Raw genomic sequence first — 22,824 nt, forward strand, 5'->3', positions numbered from 1 at the left:
ATAATTGGTAATTGAAATATGTTATAATAAATAATAAAAGATTTTAATAAATTGCGAAGTTTAATGAAGGATTTCTATAAATGATGTAAGGAGGGTTAGAAATGAGATTTGTAATTGTAACAGGAATGTCCGGTGCAGGAAAAACTCAAGCTATTAGAAATTTAGAGGACCTAGGGTACTTTTGTATAGATAACTTGCCACCTACCCTCATACCTAAGTTTGCAGAAGTCTGCTATGAGGCGAGGGGAAAGATAGATAAAATTGCATTAGTAATTGATATAAGAGGTGGAGAGTTCTTCCACGATTTGTTTCACAGTTTAAGTTATTTAAAAAGTCAAAATTATAAGTATGAAATTTTATTTTTAGATGCTTCAGATGAGGTGTTAGTAAAAAGATTTAAAGAGTGCAGAAGAAAACACCCATTGGCACCAGAAGGCAGAATCTTAAACGGAATAGTAGAGGAAAGAAAAACACTCAGAGAGGTAAAGGATAACGCAGATAATATAATAGATACCTCTAACTTTACAAATATGGTATTAAGGGAAGAAATCACAAGGGTTTATGGGGAAGAAGGACAGTTGGAAACTCAACTTATGATTACAGTGCTTTCTTTTGGATTTAAATATGGAATTCCAGTAGACTCTGACTTAGTATTTGATGTTAGATTTTTGCCTAATCCATTTTATATCCCAGAGCTTAAGGAGTTTTCAGGAAATGATACTCCTGTGGTAGAGTACGTTATGGGATATAATGAAACTAAGGATTTTATTGAGAAGCTACAGGATATGTTAAACTTTTTAATACCAAATTATCAGAGGGAAGGAAAGAGACAGCTTATTGTATCAATAGGTTGCACTGGTGGTAGACATCGATCAGTTGCCATTGCAAATGCTATATATAAAAAGCTAAAAGAAGATGGACACAAGGCTAGTTTAGACCACAGAGATATAAATGAAGATATCAATAAGGGTGGTAAAAAGGTATGAAAATACTAGATTGGCTTAGGCCGGGAATCAAGGTGAAAAGATGGATATTACTTGGGGCCATGGGAATACTTTTTATTGCATTTGCTCTTTTAGAGTTTGTAAGACATAGATTATATAGCTTTTATTATATGGCTTTTTATGTGTTTTTAATTACACTAGGTCTATTTGTACTATATATGTCTGTAACTCAAGGAATGCGCTCGATTATTGCACTTATAAATAAAGGTTATCTAAATGTGTCTTTAGATTCAAAAAAGTTAGAAACACTAATATATGAAAAAAGATTACTAGTAAAGGGCCCCAAAATAGTTGCAATAGGAGGAGGAACAGGGCTTTCCACAATGCTTAGAGGACTAAAATATTACACCTCGAATATAACTGCAATAGTTACTGTTGCAGATGATGGAGGAGGTTCTGGAGACTTAAGAGAGGATCTTGGAATACTGCCTCCAGGGGATATAAGAAACTGTATTTTAGCGCTATCTGATACAGAACCTTTAATGGAGGAACTACTTCAATATAGATTTAAAGATGGAAGACTTAAAAATCAAAGTTTTGGGAATTTGTTTTTAGCTGCTATGGACGGAATATCAACTACCTTTGAAGAGGCAGTTCAAAAAATGAGCTCAGTTCTTGCGGTAACAGGGAAGGTTATCCCTGTTACTTTAGAGAATGTGGTATTAAAGGCTGAACTTGAGAATGGAAGCATAGTAGAAGGAGAGTCTATGATTCCTGAGGAAGCATTAAGGCAGAAAAGTCCAATAAACAGGGTTTTTATAGAACCTAAAGATGCTAGAGCACTTAAGGAAGCTGTAAATGCCATCAGAGAAGCTGATGCTATCATACTAGGCCCGGGAAGCCTATACACAAGTGTTATCCCTAACTTACTTATTAAAGATATAAGTTCTGCTCTTAAAAGAACTACTGCCATTAAAATATATGTGTCCAATATAATGACTCAGCCTGGAGAAACTGATAATTATACTGTAAGCGACCATATTAAATCTATTTTTAGACATGCAGGAGATGAAGTTATTGACTATGTAATAGTAAATAATGGAGGAGTAGAAGAAGGGCTTCAAGGAAAATATAAGGAAGAAGAGTCACATATGGTTAATGTAGATATAGATGTGATAAGTTCTATGAATATTAAAAGAATTGATGGAGATTTAATAAGTATTAAAAATGGTTTTATAAGACATAACTCTGAAAAGCTAGCATCTATGATTATAGAAACTATAATGGAAAAAGCATTGCTGTACGATAAAAAGAAGATTATAGAATACTTCTATTTATCTGAAAGATTAAAAGAAAAAAAGAATAGGGAGTAAAAAATATGTCATTTTCAGCTAAAGTAAAAAACGAAGTGTGTAGATATACAAAATTGTCAGAGGAAGAAGCTTTAGCAGAGCTATCGGCAATAATGAGAGCAAGTGGGACATTAACTTTTGGAAGTAACCGAAAGATAAGTTTTAAAATTACCACAGAAAATGCTGCTATTGCAAGAGTTGTTTTTAGATTACTTAAGGAGTACTTTAATATTCATGCAAAAATAATGATGAAGAGAAGTAATTCTTTTAAAAAAAATAACTTATACATTGTAGTTATAACAGAGGATTCAGATGTTAAAGGGATTTTAACTAAAACAGAAGTTTTAATAGAGGAAGAAGGAATGCTTTCTTTAAACTATGGTATTTCTGATGAAATGATACCAGATGATTCTACTAAAAGGGCTTATATAAGAGGAGCATTTTTAGGGGGAGGAAGTATAAGTAATCCTGAAAAAACCTATCATTTAGAATTTGTTACACATAATGAAGAATATGCAAAAAAACTAAGCGATATAATAAATTTTTACGGGCTAAATTCTAAAGTTATACAAAGAAAAAACAGCTATATAATTTACATAAAAGAAGGAGAACAGATAATAGATCTTCTTAATGTAATTGGAGCTCATACATCCCTTTTAGAATTAGAAAATGTACGTATTATGAAGGAAATGAGAAATAACGTAAATAGATTAGTTAACTGCGAAACTGCAAATTTAAGTAAAACTGTAAATGCAGCTGTAAGGCAAATAGAAAGTATAAAGCTTATACAAAGGGAAGTAGGTCTTCAAAGACTTGCAAAAAACCTACGTGAAATTGCAGAGGTAAGGTTAAAATATCCAGATGAATCTCTGAAAGAATTAGGGGAAATGTTAAATCCTCCTGTTGGCAAATCTGGTGTAAATCACAGACTTAGAAGAATTGAAAAGATTGCAGAAGAATTGAGAAAGGAAGGTAAGTAATATGTCTAAGCACAACAAAGTTATAAATTATATTACTTCCCTTCAAGTGGGAGCTAAGATTTCTGTAAGAACTATGGCATCTAATTTAAATATAAGTGAGGGAACTGCCTATAAGGGAATTAAGGAATGTGAGGCATTAGGACTTGTAACAACTATCCCAAGAATAGGTACCGTTAGAATAGAAAAGCTTGAAAGAAAAAGTGAACATATGCTGACTTTTGGAGAAGTTGTAAATATAATTAATGGGAATTTAGTTGCAGGTAAAGATGGAATTCATAAAACTCTAAATCAATTTGTAATAGGGGCAATGACTCCCGAAGCAATAAGCGAGTATATATATGAAGGATGTATCGTAATTGCAGGAAATAGAGAAATAGTTCATAGATTGGCTTTAGAAAAAGGTTGTGGTGTTATAATAACTGGAGGATTTAAGTGTAGTGAGGATATAAAAGACCTTGCGAATGAATTTAAGCTTCCAGTAATACTAACTCCTTACGATACCTTCACTATAGCTACTATGATAAATAAGGCCATGTCTGAAACCATGGTTAAGAAGGATATTGTATTGGTAAAGGATGTTATGGATATACAGTATCCTTTTTTAAAGACTGAAGATAAAATAACAAGGCTTAAAGAGCTTACATTAGAGGCTTCAGAAGCTTTATTTTCTGTAGTAAATGATGATATGAAGCTGGTGGGGGTTGTAGGACTTAAAAATCTTTCATCTAAAATAGGAGATGATGAAAAGATAGAGAGAATAATGGATAAGAATTTTTTATTCTTAGAAATTGGCGATACTGCAGCATATGCAGCGCATTTAATGGAAAGTCAAGCAATGGAGTTTTGTCCAGTAAATTATAATAAAAAACTAGTTGGTGTATTAAAAAGGGAAAATATAATAAGAGCTCTCAAGCGTGTGAGTAATCAGCTACAAGTGGGAGAAAACTTAGAGTCAATAATACTTAAAAAGTTTAATTGTGAAAAGAGAGAGGACAAAGTTTGTTTCTCAGGTAAGATTGTACCTGAAATGCTTGATCCCATAGGTACTGCATCCTGGGGGGCATTAAACATGCTATTAACTACTGTGGGAATGCTTGCAATTAAGGAAAGAGACACCATTAATTTAATTGTTGATAATGTATCTACATACTTTGTAAAGCCGATGCAAATGGATGAGAAGGTAGATATATATGCTGAAATAATGGATTATGGAAGAAATTCTTGTAAAATAGTTGGAAGAAGTTTTTATAAAGTAGAAGTGGAGATGAATAATGGCAAGGGTGATTTAATAGCAAAATGTATGATGCTGGCGAAGGCGATACGTAGTTAGTAACCAGTGACCAGTAACCAGGTGCTAGCCGCTGGCGACTTGAGATTTAACATAAAAGCTAAATTTTAAATTAAACTAAATATACTAAAGAAGGGAGAGATATTATGGAACAAGCGGTAAATCGGCCTCGGTGGGTAAGCTTGCATCAACATACAGGGTATTCCCTTTTAGATTCTTCAGCAAAAATCCCTGATCTTATAAAAAGAACTAAGGAATTAGGCATGGACAGCATTGCTATAACGGATCATGGAGTGATGTATGGATGCGTAGAATTTTATCAAGAAGCTAAGGAACAAGGCATAAAGCCTATAATAGGTTGTGAGATATATGTAGTACCAAAGTCTATGCATATAAAAGTAAATGACAAAGAAAATGACATATATCATTTGGTTCTTTTAGTGAAAAATGAAAAGGGCTATGAAAACTTGATGAAGATAGTGTCTAAGGCATCTATAGAGGGATTTTATTACAAACCAAGAGTGGATCATGAAGTTTTAAGAGAACATAGCGAAGGGCTTATTGCATTAAGTGCCTGCTTAGGTGGAGAAATACAAGCCTACATATTGCAGGATAATATACAAAAGGCAGAGAAAACAGCGTTGCTATATAAGGAAATATTTAAAGATGGATTTTACTTAGAACTTCAATATCATGGCATGAAAGAACAGCTTAAGGTAAATAAAGAGATAATCGAAATGTCCAAAAGGCTTAATATACCATTAGTTGCAACTAATGACGTTCATTATATTAAAAAAGAAGACTATAGATCCCATGATATACTTCTTTGCATACAAACAGCAAAAACTGTAGATGAAGAGGAGAGAATGAGATATCCTTCAGATGAGTTTTATTTGAAATCTCCTGAGGAAATGTATGAACTGTTTTCACACGTACCTGAGGCGCTGGAAAATACGGTTAAGATTGCAGAGCAGTGTAATTTTGATTATGAGTTTCATAAATCCAAGCTGCCCAGTTTTCCGCTGCCTGAAGGAACAGATCATTATGAGTATTTAAAGGATGTATGTTTAAAAGGCTTAGAGGAAAGATATGAAACTATAACTGAAGAGCTTATTCAAAGGCTTGAATATGAGCTTGGAGTTATAAATCAAATGGGGTATGTGGATTACTTCCTTATAGTTTGGGATTTTATAAGATTTGCAGTAGAAAGCGGTATACCAACTGGTCCTGGAAGGGGTAGTGCAGCGGGATCCTTAGTTGCATACACATTGGGGATAACTAAGATTGATCCTATTAAGTATAATTTGCTTTATGAGAGATTTTTAAATCCTGAAAGAATAAGTATGCCAGATTAAATATCAACTGTTTAAGCTTCTCTTTTAATAAGGAGATGATCTTTTGAAAAGATTCGAATTGGATAACTACAAAGTAGATATTATTAATCTCTATCAAAATCAAGGATTATCATGTGATAAAATTGCAAAAGCTTATGGAGCTAGTTTATGTGGAATATACGATGCGTTAAGAAGATGGAAGGTTCCGACAAGAAACTTAAGTAAAAGTCATAAAGTATATAAAATAAATGATAGCTTCTTTAAGAAAATTGATACTGAAGATAAAGCCTATTGGTTAGGATTTATTTATGCAGATGGATTTATTACTATGCCACATAGCTTTGGATTATCATTAGCTGCAAAAGATAAATCTCATTTAGTAAAGCTATTAAAATGTTTAGAAAGTAACTATCCTTTGCATGATTATGAAACAGATGGTAAGTACGGTAAACATCCATACTCCAGACTACTAATAAATAACGAAGAAATTTTCCGTGATTTACAGGATAAAAATGTAAGGCTTAGAAAAACATTAATAATAGAGTTTCCTAATGAGGAAGTGCTACCTAAAGAGCTATATAAGCACTTCATTAGAGGGTATTTTGATGGAGATGGTAGTTTGATTTTATCTGAAGGGTCTATTAACTTTAAGATATGTGGAACTAAAGAATTTTTATTTAAGTTTATACAAATATTTAACGAAGTGTCTAAATATGACTTTAAGTACAAACTATATAAAAGAAATAAGGATAACAAAAATAACTATTACTTAAGTTATGGTGGATTAAGAAAAGTATATTCTATTTTAAGTTATCTATATAAAGATTCCACAATTTTTTTGGATAGAAAGAAAGAAAAATATAAAAAATTAGAAGAGATTTTTTACAGTTGATATTAGTCGTGTACGGTAGAAATACTGTGCTTAAAGAGCCTCGAATTGCGGGAAAGTCCTGAGAGCCCTATAAACCAAAGCAAAAGATTGAGATTATATCTAAGTGTAATGGTGGTATAACCATAAAAATTATAGGGATTTGAATTGGTCAGGTTCTGCTGGATAACCCGCAGCCAAGCCTTGATGAGAGGAAGGTTCAACGACTAGTGCGAGGGCACGTAGGGATTTTTATATCTCGAAGCGGGGCAACCTAAACCGTTAAGGTCGGTAGGTGAAGATATAGTCTATACCCACTGCTTATAAGTAGTGTTAAAGTATCTTGAAAAAGAGGGTAGTTATAGATAGACTCTGACTTTTGTTATGAAAGAAGACAGGAAGTAATAGATTACGTAGTAGATAAGTATGGTAAAGAAAATGTATCTCAAATTGTAACCTTTGGAACTATGGCAGCAAGAGCATGCATTAGGGATGTAGGTAGAGCAATGAACTATCCTTATTCTGAAGTGGACAGAATAGCTAAGATGATTCCAACTATGCTGAATATAACCATAGATAAGGCGTTAGAGTTAAATCCAGAACTTAGTACAGCTTATGAAGAAGAGCCAAGAACTAAAGATCTCATAGATGTGGCAAGAGCTTTAGAGGGGCTGCCAAGACATACTTCTACTCATGCGGCAGGAGTTGTAATAGCTTCAAACCCGTTAGTAACCTATGTACCACTTCAAAGAAATGAAGGAAACATTGTAACTCAATTTACCATGGGAACTTTAGAAGAGCTTGGGCTTTTGAAGATGGATTTCTTGGGGCTTAGAACACTAACTGTTATGACAGATGCGGTAAACATGATAAAAGAAAATAAAGGAATAGAAATAGATTTAGACAGTATAAGCTTTGATGATAAAAATGTATATAAGATGCTTGGCGAAGGAAAAACTGTAGGAGCCTTTCAGCTAGAGTCCTCGGGGATGACATCCTTTATGAAGGATTTAAAACCGGATTCTTTTGAGGATATAATAGCTGGAATAAGTCTTTACAGACCAGGTCCTATGGCGGAAATACCAAGGTATGTTGAAAATAAAAGGCATCCAGAAAATGTTGAATATGAAACTCCTCAGCTTGAGCATATACTAAATGTCACCTATGGAGTAATGGTATATCAAGAACAGGTTATGCAAATAGTTAGAGATCTAGCAGGATACTCCATGGGGCGTGCAGACTTAGTTAGACGTGCTATGTCTAAGAAAAAGCACAAAGTTATGGAGGAAGAACGCAAAAACTTCATATATGGAATTATAGATGAAAATGGTAATGTAGAAGTACCAGGATGTTTAAGAAATGGTATTAGTGAGGCAGCTGCAAATAAAATATTTGATCAAATGATGGATTTCGCGAGTTATGCATTCGTATCTTAACCTATAAGAATATAAAAGAAGTGTAAGGAAATAATAAATATGGGTGATATTATGAAGATTCCTTACAATTATCTAACAGAGGATAACAAGAAAAATATAATAGAAACATTCTATGATAGTAAGAATTTATGTTTTAAGGAAATCTCTGAATTACTAGGTTTTTCTGAAAGGGCCATTTCAAGAGTATTAAAGGAAAATAACATAAATACCAAAAGAAAAAATAGATATACATTAAATGAAAACTACTTTAATAATATAGATACTCAAGATAAAGCGTATATATTAGGACTTTTGTATGCCGATGGTTTCGTTGGAGATGAACATTACAATAATGTGGTTTTAGGCATGAAGGATAAAGACATAATTGAGAAAGTAGCACAATGTATAGACTATAGTGGGGAAATTAGAAAAGGAAATAAGGGAGGATTTGAAAACTCTACTTATTTATGTATAATAAATATTTCTTCAAAAATAATGACTGATGATCTAAGAAGATATGGACTTTATCCAAACAAGTCATTGACAATGAAGAATTTTCCCTTAATACCCGAAGAGTTAGAAAGACATTTTATAAGAGGATATTTTGATGGGGATGGTAGTGTAGTTTTAAGTAAAAATAGTTCTTATTATAAAGGGCAAGGCTTCATAAAAAAATATGAATATCCTACAATACAGATAACCTTTTTAGGTACAGAGGCCTTTATTAGAAAATTAGCAGAGAAAATGAATTTAAATCATGTTCTTATTAGAAATACCAAAACATTGCTAATAAAAGAATTAAGAATATCTTCTAAAAAAGAATCTTCAAAGATATTCGGGTTTTTATATAAGGATGCAGATATTTTTCTTGAACGTAAGTATAAAAAATGGTTAAGTTTTGAGAGTGCCTATATGAAGAAATTTATATAGCAAACAGGGTGAATTGCGGGAAAAACCTTAGAGCCTTAAATACTAACTTGTGGTAGTAATATACATAAGGGCTATGAGTAATTTCATAGAGATAGTAAAAAGTTTAAGGATTGGTAAATCCGCAGCCAAGCAACCTAGTAATAGGCTGAAGGTTCAGAGACTAGGTTATGGAGTCCTAATCTAAAGATAGATGGATGGTAAAAGCCCACGAGTGCCCTGTATCCGGTTATTAGCCGGGTAATGAGATAGTCCGATACTCCGTAGAAATATGGAGAGATAGGGATAAAGAACCCTATTGGAAATAAATGTCAATAAATCTCATGCAGCAGCATATGCCGTAGTTGCATATCAAACAGCATATTTGATGAGATATTATACAACAGAATTTATTGCAGCAATGCTAAACAGTGTAATGGGAAGCAGTGAAAAAGTCGCTTTTTATATAAGATTTGCAAATGAAAGAGGAATAGAAATACTTCCTCCAGATATAAATGAAAGTTACACAAAGTTTACTGTTCAGGGAGAACAAATTAGATTTGGAATAGCAGCTATAAAAAATGTAGGTGTTAATGTTATTGAAAATATAGCAAAGGTTAGAAGTGAAAAGGGTAAATTTAAAGATTTACTAGATTTTTGCAACAAAGTGGACCTGGGTGTAATAAATAAAAGAGCAGTGGAAAGTTTAATAAAGGCAGGAGCTTTAGACTCCTTTGGAGTATATCGTTCAAGGCTTTTGGCTGTACATGAAAAGGTAATGGACGGAATAAATGGCGATAAGAAAAAGAACATACAAGGTCAAATAAACCTATTTTCAGATTTTGGAGATGAGCAAATAGATCCAATAGATATAAAATATCCTGAGATAAGAGAATTTGATAAAAAACATTTGCTGTTTATGGAAAAGGAAATGACAGGTTTATATCTTTCTGGACATCCTTTGGAAGAGCATAAGGAAGTTTTAAAGAACAAGACTAGTATTAATATTGGAGAAATAATTTCCTCAGGAACCTTAGAAGAAAGTAGTGAGGGAGTACTAGTGCAGGACAAGAAAGTAAAGGATGGACAAAAGGTAAAAATAGGCGGCATAATCACTTCTGTAAATAAAAAGCTTACTAAAAATAATGATATGATGGCTTTTGTTGAGTTAGAAGATTTATATGGAATTATTGAACTTGTGGTATTTCCTAAAGTCTTTAATAAAGTTCGACAGCTTATAAATGAAGATGCCATAATACTGGCTAGTGGAAGGGTATCCATTAGAGAAGATGAAGCGCCTAAAATATTATGTGAGGACATAAGTGAGCTTTTAGTCAGCAGCATTGAAAAAGTATATATTAGGATAGATACAGAAGAAGAACTTCAGCCTAGTTTAAGACAGTTAAAGATAATATGTCCAAGTTATAAAGGAAATGTTCCGATATATTTATATGTAAAAAGTATCAATAAAGCCTTTGTAATGAATAAAGAACTTTGGGTAAATGGAGAAAAAGAACTTCTTACATTTTTAAAAAATCAATTTGGCATAGAAAATATTAAGGTAGTATAAAGTCTAATAAGAATAAGCAAAATATTAGGAGATAATTATCTCATAATGTTTTGCTTATTTTTAATTATATTTATAGGAAAAGATTGCATAAAAGTCATAATTTTATTAAAATTAGTTATAGGCAGTATTAGATGTTTTTATTATAAAGATGGTGGGACGGAAAGTGTCCAAGCGGCTTAAAAAATGTTATTGTGGATATACTTTTAAATAGAAACAATAACAGTGAAAGAAATTTTTATTGAAAATTTGACTTCGGAGGGATTGTTATGAAAAAGATTGCTGTTTTAACCAGTGGTGGAGATGCACCTGGCATGAATGCTGCCATAAGGGCAGTGGTAAGAACAGGTTTAGATAAAGGTTTATCTGTAATGGGAATACAAAGGGGATTTAGTGGTCTTATAAATGGAGAAATTTTTGAAATGGACAGAAGAAGTGTGGCTGATATCATACATAGAGGTGGCACCATACTTAGAACTGCCAGATCAGAAGAATTCAGAACTGAAGCGGGACAAAAAAAGGGAGTTGCAATATTAAGTGCTTTTGGAATAGATGGATTAGTAGTTATAGGAGGAGATGGCTCTTTTCATGGAGGGCAAGCGTTATCAAAGTATGGAATAAAGATGGTGGGGATTCCAGGAACAATTGATAATGACCTTTCTTATACAGACTGTACTATAGGTTTTGATACTGCAGTAAATACAGTACTTGATGCTATAAATAAATTAAGAGATACCTCTACTTCTCATGAAAGAGTAAGCATAGTAGAAGTTATGGGAAGAAACTGCGGAGATATAGCACTTTATGCAGGACTTGCAGGTGGAGCAGAAAGTATAATAGTTCCTGAAAAAGGATATGACATAAATTCATTATGCAAAACTATTTTAGAAGGTAAGCTTCGTGGAAAAATGCACAATTTAATAATAGTTGCAGAAGGTGTTGGAGGAGCAAATGAAATAGCAAGTAAAATTGAAGAGGTTACAGGCATAGGAGCAAGAGCTACTATCCTTGGACATATACAAAGAGGTGGAAGTCCTACTGCAAGCGATAGAATACTGGCTTCACGCTTAGGATACAGAGCAGTAGAATTATTGCTTGAAGGAAAATCAGCAAGAGTAGTAGGTATAAAAGATGGAAAAACAATAGATGAAGACATAGATGAGGCTCTTGCTATAAAAAGAAGTTTTGATGAAAAGTTATATAGTATAGCAGAGGCGTTATCATATTAAGAAATATTAAATAATAGATTAATATAATTTGGGAATTTAAAAGATAAGATTATAAATTAAAACTGGAGGGGATTTTTATGCAAAAGACTAAAATGGTTTTTACAATAGGGCCTGCAAGTGATAATGAGCAAGTGTTATCAGAACTTATAAAAATTGGTATGAATGCTTCAAGACATAATTTTTCACATGGTACTCATGAAGAGCACAAGATAAGAATGGAAATGGTAAGAAGTATAAGTAAGAAATATAATAAAGAAGTTGCAATAATACTTGATACTAAGGGACCGGAAATAAGAACAGGGAATTTTGAAGGCGGTAAATTAGAGCTTAAAGAAGGAAATAAGTTTACTATATATTGCGGAGAGGAAGTACTAGGAGACGAAACTAAGTGCTCAATAAGTTATGATAAGCTTTGGGAAGATGTAAAGCCAGGCAACATGATTCTTATAGATGATGGTCTTGTAGGACTTGAGGTTGAATCTACAGAGGAAAATAAAATTCACTGTATAGTGAAAAATAGTGGAATGGTAGGAAATCATAAAGGTGTAAATGTCCCAGGAGTATGCACATCACTTCCTTCTCTTACTGAAAGGGATAAGGGAGATTTAAAATTTGGATGTGAAATGAACGTGGATATGGTTGCAGCTTCATTTATAAGAAGAGGATCTGACGTTTTAGCTATAAGAAAAGTACTTGAGGAAAATGGAGGAGGAGATATTCAAATATTCTCCAAGATAGAAAATCATCAAGGGGTAGAAAATATAGATGAAATAATAAGACTTTCTGATGGAATAATGGTTGCTAGAGGAGATATGGGAGTTGAAATTCCAATAGAGCAAGTACCATTAGTTCAAAAGATGATAATAGAAAAGTGTAATAAGGCAGGTAAGGCAGTTATAACAGCAACTCAGATGCTTGATTCTATGATAAGAAATCCAAGACCTACAAGAGCTGAGGCTTCAGATATTGCAAATGCAATATTTGATGGAACTGACGCTATAATGCTTAGTGGAGAAACTGCAAGTGGTAAATACCCTGTAGAAGCAGCTACAACTATGTCAAGAATAGCTCAAGCTACAGAATCACAACTTGATTATCAAGCAATATTAAATAAAAGAAAGGAGCTACATGTACTTAATGTAGCCAATGCTATAAGTGTGGCAACTTGTACTGCAGCCTTAGAGTTAAATGCTTCAGCTATAATTACAGCAACACAAAGTGGATATACGGCAAGAATGGTATCTAAATACAGACCATCTTGTCCTATAATTGCAGTAACACCAAGTGTAAGTGTAGCAAGAAAGCTTTCATTAAACTTTGGAGTATTTCCTATACTTACAAATCAAGTAGAATCTACTGATGAACTTATAGATGCATCTGTGGATATATCCGTAAAATCAGGCTATGTTAAAAGTGGCGATTTAGTAGTAATTGCAGCAGGAATACCAGTAAGTTTATCTGGAACCACAAATATGTTAAAGGTTCATGTAATAGGAGATATATTGGTTCAAGGAAGAGGAGCTGGAAATATACCTGGATTTGGTAATGTGAAAGTTGTAAAGAATCCAAGGGAAGCAGTTGAAGTAGCAGAAAAGGGAGATATTTTAGTAGTAAGGGATTCGGATATAGAATATATTTCTGTTTTAGATAGAATATCAGGAATTATAACTGAAAAGGGAGGATTAACTTCTCACTTGGCTATTCAATGTATAACAAATGAAGTTCCTATAATAACAGGAGCCGGTGGTGCAACAGAAATATTAAAAAATGGTGCATATATAACAATGGATGTAAAACGTGGAATAGTTTATAATGGAAAAGTAAATATAGTATAATAGAAGTTAGAATAAGGGTACTAAATACTAGGGAATGTGAGAATTTTACTAAGTAAGATTTCATAAAATCATTGCTGTATAAAATCAATGATTTAAAAACTCCTAGGCTTTAGTACCTATTGCCTTAAATCAATAAATAAAATTTATAGTTTTAAGGCAAAAAAGAGATTAAACTTAAAATTATAAACTTAATTACAATTAAACGGGGGTGTAAAGTTTGAAATACAAAGTTTTAGGAAGTACCGGGCTTAAGGTATCAGCAGTTGGATTTGGAGGAATACCAATTCAGAAGGTGGATGAAAAGGAAACTGCAAAGCTTTTGGAATACGCTGAGAGTAAGGGAATAAATTTTATAGATTCTGCAAGGGGATACACAATTTCAGAAGAGTTAATAGGTAATGCCCTTAAGGGAAGAAGAGAAAAATGGATTATAGCAACTAAATCTATGGCAAGAGATAGAGAGTCCATGCTTAAGGACGTGGAGATAAGCTTAAAAAACTTACAAACAAGTTATATTGATCTTTATCAATTTCATAATGTCAGAACCCAAGAACAGTTGGATCAGGTTTTAAGTGAAGATGGAGCTTATAGTGCCTTATTAGAATTAAAGCAAAAGGGTATTATAAAACATATAGGAATAACCTCACATAGTGCAGATATGCTTAAGGTAGCTATAGAAACAGGAAAATTTGAAACAATTATGTATCCATATAATATAGTGGAAACTCAAGGGGAAGAAGTCTTCAAAAGAGCTAAAGAATTAAATATTGGTGTAATAGCAATGAAACCTATGGCAGGGGGAGCTTTAACTAAGGGAGATCTAGCAATAAAATTTATACTTTCAAATGATAATATAACTACTGCAATTCCAGGAATGGCTTCTTTAAGTGAAGTAGATATAAACTGTAATGCAGGAAGCTCAGAATATACTTTAACTGAGGATGAAAAAGAAGAAATGAAAAAGATATCAGAGGAGCTTGGAACAGAGTTTTGCAGAAGATGCAGTTATTGTGCACCATGTACTGCAGGTATAGATATTCCAAGTATATTTGTACTTCAAGCATATAAGGAAAGATATGGACTTCCAGATTGGGCAAATGATAGATATCAAAGCACAGAGCGTAGAGCAAAGGACTGCATAGAATGCGGAATTTGTGAGGAAAGATGCCCTTATGACTTACCTATAAGGAATATGCTGAAAAAGGTAAGAAAGATTTTTAACGAATAAGGGTTTAGAAAATTAAATTATAAAGTGTATGGAGCAAATTATGAACTATGAACTTAATATTATAAAACATAAGACTAATATTATAAGAGGACTATTAAAAGATGAAGTAGTGTTTACCATTTCATTAATTTTTGCTGTAGTAACATCTTTAATATCAGTACCTAAGATGAAATATATAGATTTTAAGGTGCTTGGGATTTTATTTAATCTCATGGTGGTAATAGCAGCTTTTGAAAAGCTAAAGATACTAGATAAGATAGCGGTAAGTATATTAAGTAAATTTAATAAAGAAAGGCAAATATCTCTTGTCTTAATATTTTTGACTTTTATAAGTTCTATGTTTATAACAAATGATGTAGCGCTTATAACATTTGTGCCTTTAACTTTAATAATAGGTAAAAAGACAGGATGGCATCCAATACTTACAATAATATTTCAAACTTTAGCCGCGAACTTAGGAAGCAGTCTCACCCCTATGGGAAATCCTCAAAATTTATTTCTATATTCCTTTTACAATATTTCACCCATAGAATTTTTTAAAGTAACGCTGCCGATTATTTTAATAGGAATATTGTGGCTTGTGATAATAAATTACAGACTTAAGGAAAATGAAATAAATTTCAAATTAGAGGATATACACATAAAAAATAAAACTCAAGGCATTATATATATTGGACTTTTTATATTTGTAGTACTTTCTGTGTTTAGTATTGTAAACTATAAAATAGCCTTTTTAGTAACAATTTTTATAGCAATTTTTACAGATAAGAGTTTATTAAAACAAGTGGATTACATTTTATTAGCTACCTTTATATGCTTTTTCATAATTATAGGGAATCTTTCCCATATGCCTAGCTTTACTTCTAATATAACTAAATTTTTATCTAGTAGTAAAAATGTTTATTTTTCATCTATATTATTTAGTCAAGCTATAAGCAATGTTCCAAGTGCTATATTATTATCTGGTTTTACCTCACGATGGAAGGAAATAATTTTGGGGGTAAATATAGGGGGAATGGGAACACTAATAGCATCTTTAGCTAGCCTTATTTCCTATAAATTTTATATAAAGGAATATGGGCAAAGTAAGAAATACTTAATTCATTTTCATGGATACAGCATTATAAGCTTATTTATCTTCTCATTTATTATATATTTCTTAATTTAGGGTATAAAAATAAATAAACTATTGTATAATGAGTACATATATGGTTAAAATATATTGATAATAAAAGTAAAATTAGGACAACTGATTCTTTTTTGCACCTCGTTAGTAGGTGCGCTTTTTTTATATGTAAGTAATGGTATTGTATCAAGGTAGTTGGCATTTTTAATATTATTTTGAAGCTAGGGCTTTAATTTAATATCTCAATAAATTATAATTTTTATAAGATGTTAGGAGTTAGGTGCAAGGAACTAAGCAATATAGAAACTTTGCTATGCAAAGTTTTTTCTAATTCTAGTACCTGGTACCTTTGCTCTAGCACCTAAAAAGAAAGAGGGGGGCATATTTATGGAAATGCTTATAAGAAAATTAACAAAAGAGGACAATAAGAATATTGAAAAAATCATCAAGGAATGCCTAATTGAATTTGGGGCAAATAGAGAAGGCTTTGCTTGGGCGGATCCAGAACTAGGATATCTTTCTGAGGCTTATAAAGACGCAAATTCAGAATACTGGGTTGTAGAAAAGAATGGGGAAATCATAGGGGGATGTGGAATAGCACCTATGAAGGATCTTAATGGAGTATGCGAACTTCAAAAAATGTACTTTATAAAAGAAGCGAGAGGTACAGGCGCAGCAGGGAAAATTATAAAAGTTGCGTTAGATTTTGCAAGGGAAAGATATAATAAATGTTATCTTGAAACATTAAATAGCATGGAAGCAGCTAATAAGTTTTATCAAAAGAATGGATTTTATAAACTTGATAGACCTATCATAGAAACAGAACACTTTGGTTGTGATGCATGGTACTTAATGGATTTATGATTAACTGTTTGCTAAAAGGAATGGTGACCGACAAGTCTTTTAATAGTGATTAAAGATTAAAAAAGGGGGCTATAAAATGTTTGGGGTTATAGTAAATTCTTTGGCAGTAGCTGCTGGGGGATTAGTAGGAATGCTTATAGGTAAGGGGATTCCAGAGAAAATAAAGGAGACAGTATTTACTGGGTTAGCCCTTTGCGTGATGCTTATAGGAATTTCAGGAGCAATAAAGGGACAAGATACTATACTGATTATCATGAGTATAGTTATAGGAGCTATTGTTGGAGAAATTATAGATATTGATTTAAGACTTAGGAAATTAGGAGATAACATACAAAGTAAGTTTCAAGGAAAGCATGGTAAGTTTTCCGAAGGGTTTGTAGTATCTACTCTTCTTATGTGTATAGGAGCTATGGCTATAGTAGGACCTTTAGAAAGTGGACTTACAGGAAATAATAGTACTTTATTTGCTAAGTCTGTTATAGATGGATGTTCTGCAATAATATTATCTTCTACATATGGCATAGGTGTGGTATTTACAGGAGTATCATTATTTATATACCAAGGGTTAATAGCATTATCTGCTGCTTTTATAAAAGGAATATTAGTACAATCTGTAATAACAAATATTACGGCAGTAGGAAGTTTACTTATATTAGGACTAGGATTTAATATGTTAAATCTTACAAAGATTAAGGTAGCAAATTTACTTCCCGCAGTACTTGTACCATTTGTATATCAGCTTATTTTAGGATGGCTTTAGATATATTTATTCTTATATAGTTTGCAATACAACCCCTGTAGATAATTTGCATTTAAGTGTAAATATCTACAGGGGTTAATATAATGTAAAATCATATGTGGAGTTTTCTTAATTTGGGTTATAATATAAAAGAAATATCTTATAATTATTTAGAAAGAAATTAAGTGGGCTAATTTGTTGGTTTTGGTTAAGATAAATTAATTTTTAAATAAAATATTATTTTAAGGTGGTAAATATGAAAAGAGTTATACCAGTAGAAAAAAACAAAGATTACATAGTAGAAATAAAGGGTATGGGATATGAAGGTGAAGGAGTAGGAAAAATAGATGACTTTACTATATTTATTCCTGGAGCAATTAAGGGAGAAAAGGTAAATGCCAAGATAGTAAAGGTAAATAAAAATTTTGCCTTTGGAAAGCTTTTAGATGTGGTAGAAGAGTCTAGTTTCAGAACTGAGCCTATATGCAGCATATATAAAAGATGCGGAGGGTGCCAGCTTCAACATTTATCCTATGAAGGTCAGCTGGATTTTAAAGGACAAAGAGTTAAAGATGCAATAGAAAGAATAGGTAAGATAAATCCTGAGGTACTTCCTGTTATAGGTATGGAAAACCCTTATAATTACAGAAATAAGGTTCAACTTCCTGTAGGAGAGACAAATGGAGAAATAAACATAGGATTTTATGCACTACGTTCTCATGACATAATTAACATGGAAAAGTGTTACATACAAGATGAAATAAGCGAAAAAATAATGGGACTAGTAAAGCAGTGGATGATAGAATGTAATATAAAGGCCTATGATGAAGCCACTCACACAGGAGTTTTAAGACATCTTATGATAAGAAAAGGTTTTAAAACTTCAGAGGTAATGGTAGTACTTGTTACAAGAACTAATGAACTTCCACATAAAGATGAAATCATAAATCTTTTAACTAGTAATGTAAAAGAAGTGGTAAGCGTTATTCAAAATATAAATTCAGAAAAGACAAATGTTATACTAGGACTAAAATCAAATACCCTTTGGGGGAAAGATGTTATACAAGATTACATAGGGAAGTTTAAGTTTAACATATCACCATTATCCTTCTTTCAAGTAAACCCTGTGCAAACGGAAGTGCTTTATAATAAAGCGTTGGAATATGCAAATTTAACTGGAGATGAAATAGTTTTTGATGCCTACTGTGGAACTGGAACCATATCACTTTTCTTAGCGCAAAAGGCAAAAAAGGTATATGGAGTAGAGATAATTCCTGAAGCCATAGAAAACGCTTGGGAAAATGCTAAGTTAAATAGTGTGGACAATGTGGATTTCTTAGTAGGAAAGTCTGAACAAGTTATACCGGATCTAATAAATAAAGGTATAAAAGCAGATGTAGTAGTAGTAGATCCTCCAAGAAAGGGCTGCGAGAGAGTTCTTTTAGAAGCTATAGCTAAAATTAATCCTAAAAGAATTGTATATGTATCCTGTGATGCAGGAACCTTAGCTAGAGATTTAGCTATTTTAGATGAACTAAATTATAAGACTGAAAAGATACAGCCAGTGGATATGTTCCCGCATACGGCTCATGTGGAGACGGTAGTTTTATTATCCCACAAAAATGCAGACGAATATATCAATGTTAAGATGGACTATGAGGACAGCAGAGATGGAGTGCCAGAACGACAAACATACTCTAATATTTAAGAATATATAGAAAACAAGCACGGCTATAAAGTACACACGGCACATATTGCGGAGGTCAAACGCTCATTAGGCCTGCCGATGTACGAAGCACCAAACAAGGTTGAAGAACTGAAACATCCATATAAACCAGCACCAGCTCATAAGGTGGAAGCAATTAAGGATGCACTGAAACACTTTCAGGTTATATGACGTAGAGCAAGACACTTAATGATAAGCGATTGTGTACGCAGCCGCTTATTTTCATTGTTAGTCTGTCATACATAGTGCCTGTACACAGTAAAATAGCTGTAATCCCTGAACTTACTAGGGTTACAGCTATTTATATTATAGGTTTTATTGGTAGTGAGGTCTTTATACGTTTGTCTAGGCATAGTCTTATTCATATTTCCTGTATAAAAGGACTGAGGCAGGTGGCATAGAACTAAATATCTTGTTCAAGTAAAGACTAAAGGATACTGTTGAGCAAACAGTATCCTTTGTTACTTCTTGGGTATAATAATCCTATCTTAAACATAGAAAGGAGTTGATGCTTATGCAAACTACAGCAGATAGAGTACCTAATCGCTTGATAAAAGAGCTAAGTCCGTATCTCTTACAACACGCTTACAATCCAGTCGACTGGTGGCCGTGGTGTGAAGAAGCCTTTGCGAAAGCAAAAGCATAAGATAAACCAATATTCTTGTCGATTAGGTACTCCTGACGTGGGGGCAGTAAGCTGTTTGTCATTGGTGTCAATCAAGTTACTGCACCCAAAAAAGTAAGGTCTGGATTTATGTCTTATACCTTAAACAAAAATCAAATCTACAAATGAATTAATTAAGCCAGTTGGATCATCTAATCCTTTTTCAGGCTCTAGGTGTCCAGCAGAATTAAGTTCAAAAAGGCCAACAATAAATGCAGATGCCATTGCTGTTAATTGTTTCGGTGATTTACTAATAGTGTATTTTTCTTCATGAGCTTTTTCTAAACATTTATAGATGATCCCAAATACTTCAAAGGCTGAAATATGTAGGTTAGGGTATTGATCTTTGTCCCATTGTTTGTAGAACATTAATTGATAATGTTTTTGATTCTTTATCCAAAAATCATAAAAAGTATATAAAACTTCATAAACAAGTTTTCTAGGATCCTTTATTTCTCCAGTTAATTTGCAAAGGCGACTTTTTAGTGTTTCAAAATTTTCGGTGACAATAGCTGCAAGTAAATCGTCTTTATTTTTAAAATATACATAAACTGCACTTCTAGATAAATTCGTTTCTTTTCCAAGGTCACGCATACTAACAGAATCAACACCACTTTTATCAATCATTTGTCTTGTTACATCAATAAGCTTTTGTTTTGTATCATTACTTGTTTTCATATTACCCTCTTCTTTAAATATATTTATAATTAATTTTACAACACTATATTGACACTGTCAATGTCGGATGCTATAATAAGTTTGACTTGACGGTGTCAATAACAAAATATACTAAACTTATTATACAAGGAGTGTAATTATGTTAACAGAAATGAATTTAACTAAAAAAACCATTATTATAACTGGCGGCAACTCAGGATTAGGGTATGCAACTGCTAAACACATTGCTGAAGCTGATAAAAATACTTATGTTGTACTAGCTTGCCGAAATGCAGCTAAAGCAAGGGAAGCAGTAAGTTCCTTAATTAAAGCAACAAAAAATAACAACATAACTTCTTTGGAACTTGACCTTGCATCCTTAGAATCTATAAGAAATTTTGCAAACAAATTTTCGAATTCGGATTATCCGCCATTATATGCTATTGTTTGTAATGCAGGATTAGTTATGATTGATAAAACTCATTATACCAAAGATGGCTTTGAATTTACCTTTGGGGTTAATCACCTTGGGCATTTCCTACTCTCCAATCTGTTACTAGAAAAAATCATCGATTCAGGTAGAATAGTCTTTGTAAGCAGCGGAACTCATGATCCGTTACAAAAGACACCAGCGCCCGAGCCCATATATGAGAATGGCAAATTACTTGCCTATCCTAAGGAAATAGGTCAAAAAGAAAAAATGTTTACCGTTGGTACACGTCGATACTCTACTTCAAAATTATGCAATATTTACTGCACTTACGAGTTAGCCGAAAGAATTAGAGAGCAAACTAATAAAAATATTACAGTAAATGCCTTTGATCCTGGAGAGATGCCAGCCACAAATTTTGTGACCGGTGCTCCTCCTGTTTTGAAATTTTTTAAAACATATATTCTTCCTATTACTATTTTATTTCGCCCAAATGTAAATACTGCAAACAAGTCAGGTAAAGCCTTAGCATCGCTGGTAACTAATCCTGAACTTAAAGAAACTACAGGTAAATATTTTCAAGGCACAAGGGAAATAAAATCTTCAGAGCTTTCCTATAACAAAGAAAATAGGAAAGATTTATGGAGGGCAAGTGTTGAATTGACAAAATTAAGTGAGGCTGAAACAATATTAAACTTAGACTAAGAATAATTTAAAAGATAGTGAAAAGCGCATAATTTAATGATTATTTGTATGATGAAGATGTGAAGAGATGATATGTATTAGCTTGTGTAACTTTTTTATAAAATGTGCAAATTATTAGCCCAGTTTTTTGCATGAAAATATATATTAATGGTAATCCATGTATCCTCTTTAACCAAGGGGTACATCTTACTACTGCTTGTATTGCTGTATCATCATGAATATAACAATGTTCTATATTAGAGTAAGTTTTAAATTGATGAAAACAAGTATTTCCGATATACCATCTATAGTGAATTATCTTCCATATAGTTTTAGTAGAAAGATTTTTATCAGTGGTTCCAACATATATTTCTCTAAATTTAAACCGGTCCTCTTTTTTTACAGTAGATTCAGTGACTTCAACAAGTTTATAAACACGATTAGAGCAATTACTTGACATACTTTAATCTGAAAGGAGCCAAGTAATATGCTATGTACAAAGCAAAAAGAAAGCATTGAAATTCTAAGAAGAATTGGGTGGGGCTATAAGAAAATCGCAGCTCAAATAAATTCCAACCGAGATGAAGTGCGGTACTACTGTAAGACTCATGGTCTAATGGGAAAGATAAATGTACCTGAGGAAAATGAGATGTTTAATACTACCCATTGCCGCACCTGTAAGAAGGCAATATCACAAAATACAACTGGTAGAAAGAGACTTTATTGCTCTGAAGAATGCCGCAGGAAATGGAATAATTATATTCAGCTAACATACTATGAACATACTTGTGAGTATTGTGGGAAGAATTATAAGTCACGAAGTAAGGAACAGAAGTATTGCTCAAATGAGTGTTATATTAGAAATCGTTTCTGGAGAAAGGAAGATTCAATCATAATAGTGAATAAACTACTTTCAAATAAAATGGTTAATCCTCCGCAATGGATATTGGATTTATTACAGGGGGTTAAATAACTCTTAAAGGGGATA

Annotated in this window: 17 protein-coding genes and 3 pseudogenes; 19 read left to right on the top strand and 1 reads right to left on the bottom strand. The window is 32.6% G+C overall.

Annotation, left to right across the window (positions count from 1 at the left end; all coding sequences use genetic code 11):
• Positions 1-101: 101 nt before the first annotated feature.
• The 17 genes and pseudogenes from rapZ to BSD9I1_RS17845 form a co-directional block, all read left to right on the top strand.
• Positions 102-986: an RNase adapter RapZ gene (gene rapZ, locus BSD9I1_RS17765; protein WP_186431433.1), complete on the top strand. Its 885-nt coding sequence runs from the start codon at positions 102-104 to the stop codon at positions 984-986.
• The gene (gene yvcK / locus BSD9I1_RS17770) at positions 983-2,317 is read left to right on the top strand and encodes a gluconeogenesis factor YvcK family protein (protein ID WP_186431434.1); all 1,335 of its coding nucleotides are present in this window, start codon (positions 983-985) and stop codon (positions 2,315-2,317) included. Before rapZ ends, yvcK begins: the two co-directional genes overlap by 4 nt.
• A gap of 5 nt (positions 2,318-2,322) precedes the next feature.
• Complete coding sequence (gene whiA / locus BSD9I1_RS17775) at positions 2,323-3,276, top strand: DNA-binding protein WhiA (RefSeq protein WP_035309492.1); 954 nt, start codon at positions 2,323-2,325, stop codon at positions 3,274-3,276.
• A gap of 1 nt (position 3,277) precedes the next feature.
• The gene (locus BSD9I1_RS17780) at positions 3,278-4,606 is read left to right on the top strand and encodes a DRTGG domain-containing protein (protein ID WP_186431435.1); all 1,329 of its coding nucleotides are present in this window, start codon (positions 3,278-3,280) and stop codon (positions 4,604-4,606) included.
• A gap of 104 nt (positions 4,607-4,710) precedes the next feature.
• A pseudogene (dnaE, locus tag BSD9I1_RS17785) lies at positions 4,711-5,916 on the top strand (DNA polymerase III subunit alpha); the annotation flags it as partial.
• A gap of 46 nt (positions 5,917-5,962) precedes the next feature.
• Positions 5,963-6,790 (top strand): LAGLIDADG family homing endonuclease, encoded by an 828-nt coding sequence (locus BSD9I1_RS17790; RefSeq protein ID WP_186431436.1) that lies wholly within the window; start codon positions 5,963-5,965, stop codon positions 6,788-6,790.
• A gap of 341 nt (positions 6,791-7,131) precedes the next feature.
• Positions 7,132-8,193 (top strand): annotated as a pseudogene (gene dnaE / locus BSD9I1_RS17795) (DNA polymerase III subunit alpha); the annotation flags it as partial.
• Positions 8,194-8,241: 48 nt separating this feature from the next.
• Positions 8,242-9,111 carry an LAGLIDADG family homing endonuclease gene (locus BSD9I1_RS17800; protein WP_186431437.1) on the top strand — a complete coding sequence of 290 codons (870 nt, stop codon included), beginning with the start codon at positions 8,242-8,244 and terminating at the stop codon, positions 9,109-9,111.
• A 295-nt stretch (positions 9,112-9,406) separates the two neighbouring features.
• Positions 9,407-10,657, top strand: a complete 1,251-nt coding sequence (locus tag BSD9I1_RS17805; protein ID WP_242966544.1) for an OB-fold nucleic acid binding domain-containing protein — start codon at positions 9,407-9,409, stop codon at positions 10,655-10,657.
• Positions 10,658-10,923: 266 nt separating this feature from the next.
• Entirely contained in the window at positions 10,924-11,883 is a 960-nt protein-coding gene (gene pfkA, locus BSD9I1_RS17810; protein WP_186431438.1) for a 6-phosphofructokinase, read from the top strand.
• Between the two features lie 77 nt (positions 11,884-11,960).
• A complete protein-coding gene (gene pyk / locus BSD9I1_RS17815) occupies positions 11,961-13,718 on the top strand; it encodes a pyruvate kinase (RefSeq protein ID WP_186431439.1) in 1,758 nt (585 codons plus the stop codon).
• Between the two features lie 217 nt (positions 13,719-13,935).
• Positions 13,936-14,946: an aldo/keto reductase gene (locus BSD9I1_RS17820; RefSeq protein ID WP_186431440.1), complete on the top strand. Its 1,011-nt coding sequence runs from the start codon at positions 13,936-13,938 to the stop codon at positions 14,944-14,946.
• A gap of 40 nt (positions 14,947-14,986) precedes the next feature.
• Entirely contained in the window at positions 14,987-16,114 is a 1,128-nt protein-coding gene (locus BSD9I1_RS17825; RefSeq protein WP_186431441.1) for an SLC13 family permease, read from the top strand.
• Between the two features lie 345 nt (positions 16,115-16,459).
• A complete protein-coding gene (locus BSD9I1_RS17830; RefSeq protein ID WP_306345890.1) occupies positions 16,460-16,936 on the top strand; it encodes a GNAT family N-acetyltransferase in 477 nt (158 codons plus the stop codon).
• A gap of 76 nt (positions 16,937-17,012) precedes the next feature.
• The gene (locus BSD9I1_RS17835) at positions 17,013-17,696 is read left to right on the top strand and encodes a DUF554 domain-containing protein (RefSeq protein WP_186431442.1); all 684 of its coding nucleotides are present in this window, start codon (positions 17,013-17,015) and stop codon (positions 17,694-17,696) included.
• A 235-nt stretch (positions 17,697-17,931) separates the two neighbouring features.
• Positions 17,932-19,383 carry a 23S rRNA (uracil(1939)-C(5))-methyltransferase RlmD gene (gene rlmD / locus BSD9I1_RS17840; protein ID WP_186431443.1) on the top strand — a complete coding sequence of 484 codons (1,452 nt, stop codon included), beginning with the start codon at positions 17,932-17,934 and terminating at the stop codon, positions 19,381-19,383.
• Between the two features lie 532 nt (positions 19,384-19,915).
• Positions 19,916-20,044, top strand: a pseudogene (locus tag BSD9I1_RS17845) (DUF255 domain-containing protein); the annotation flags it as partial.
• A 123-nt stretch (positions 20,045-20,167) separates the two neighbouring features.
• Here BSD9I1_RS17845 and BSD9I1_RS17850 read toward each other — a convergent pair.
• A complete protein-coding gene (locus BSD9I1_RS17850; RefSeq protein ID WP_186431445.1) occupies positions 20,168-20,743 on the bottom strand; it encodes a TetR/AcrR family transcriptional regulator in 576 nt (191 codons plus the stop codon).
• Between the two features lie 139 nt (positions 20,744-20,882).
• On the opposite strand from BSD9I1_RS17850, the gene BSD9I1_RS17855 reads away from it, so the two are divergent.
• Together BSD9I1_RS17855 and BSD9I1_RS17860 are read left to right on the top strand one after the other, a co-directional pair.
• Complete coding sequence (locus tag BSD9I1_RS17855) at positions 20,883-21,857, top strand: SDR family NAD(P)-dependent oxidoreductase (protein WP_186431446.1); 975 nt, start codon at positions 20,883-20,885, stop codon at positions 21,855-21,857.
• 466 nt (positions 21,858-22,323) lie between these two features.
• Complete coding sequence (locus BSD9I1_RS17860) at positions 22,324-22,809, top strand: RNA polymerase subunit sigma-24 (RefSeq protein ID WP_186431447.1); 486 nt, start codon at positions 22,324-22,326, stop codon at positions 22,807-22,809.
• Positions 22,810-22,824: the final 15 nt, after the last annotated feature.

Source organism: Clostridium sp. BSD9I1 (assembly GCF_900185645.1).
Classification (GTDB): Bacteria; Bacillota; Clostridia; order Clostridiales; family Clostridiaceae; genus Clostridium_AK.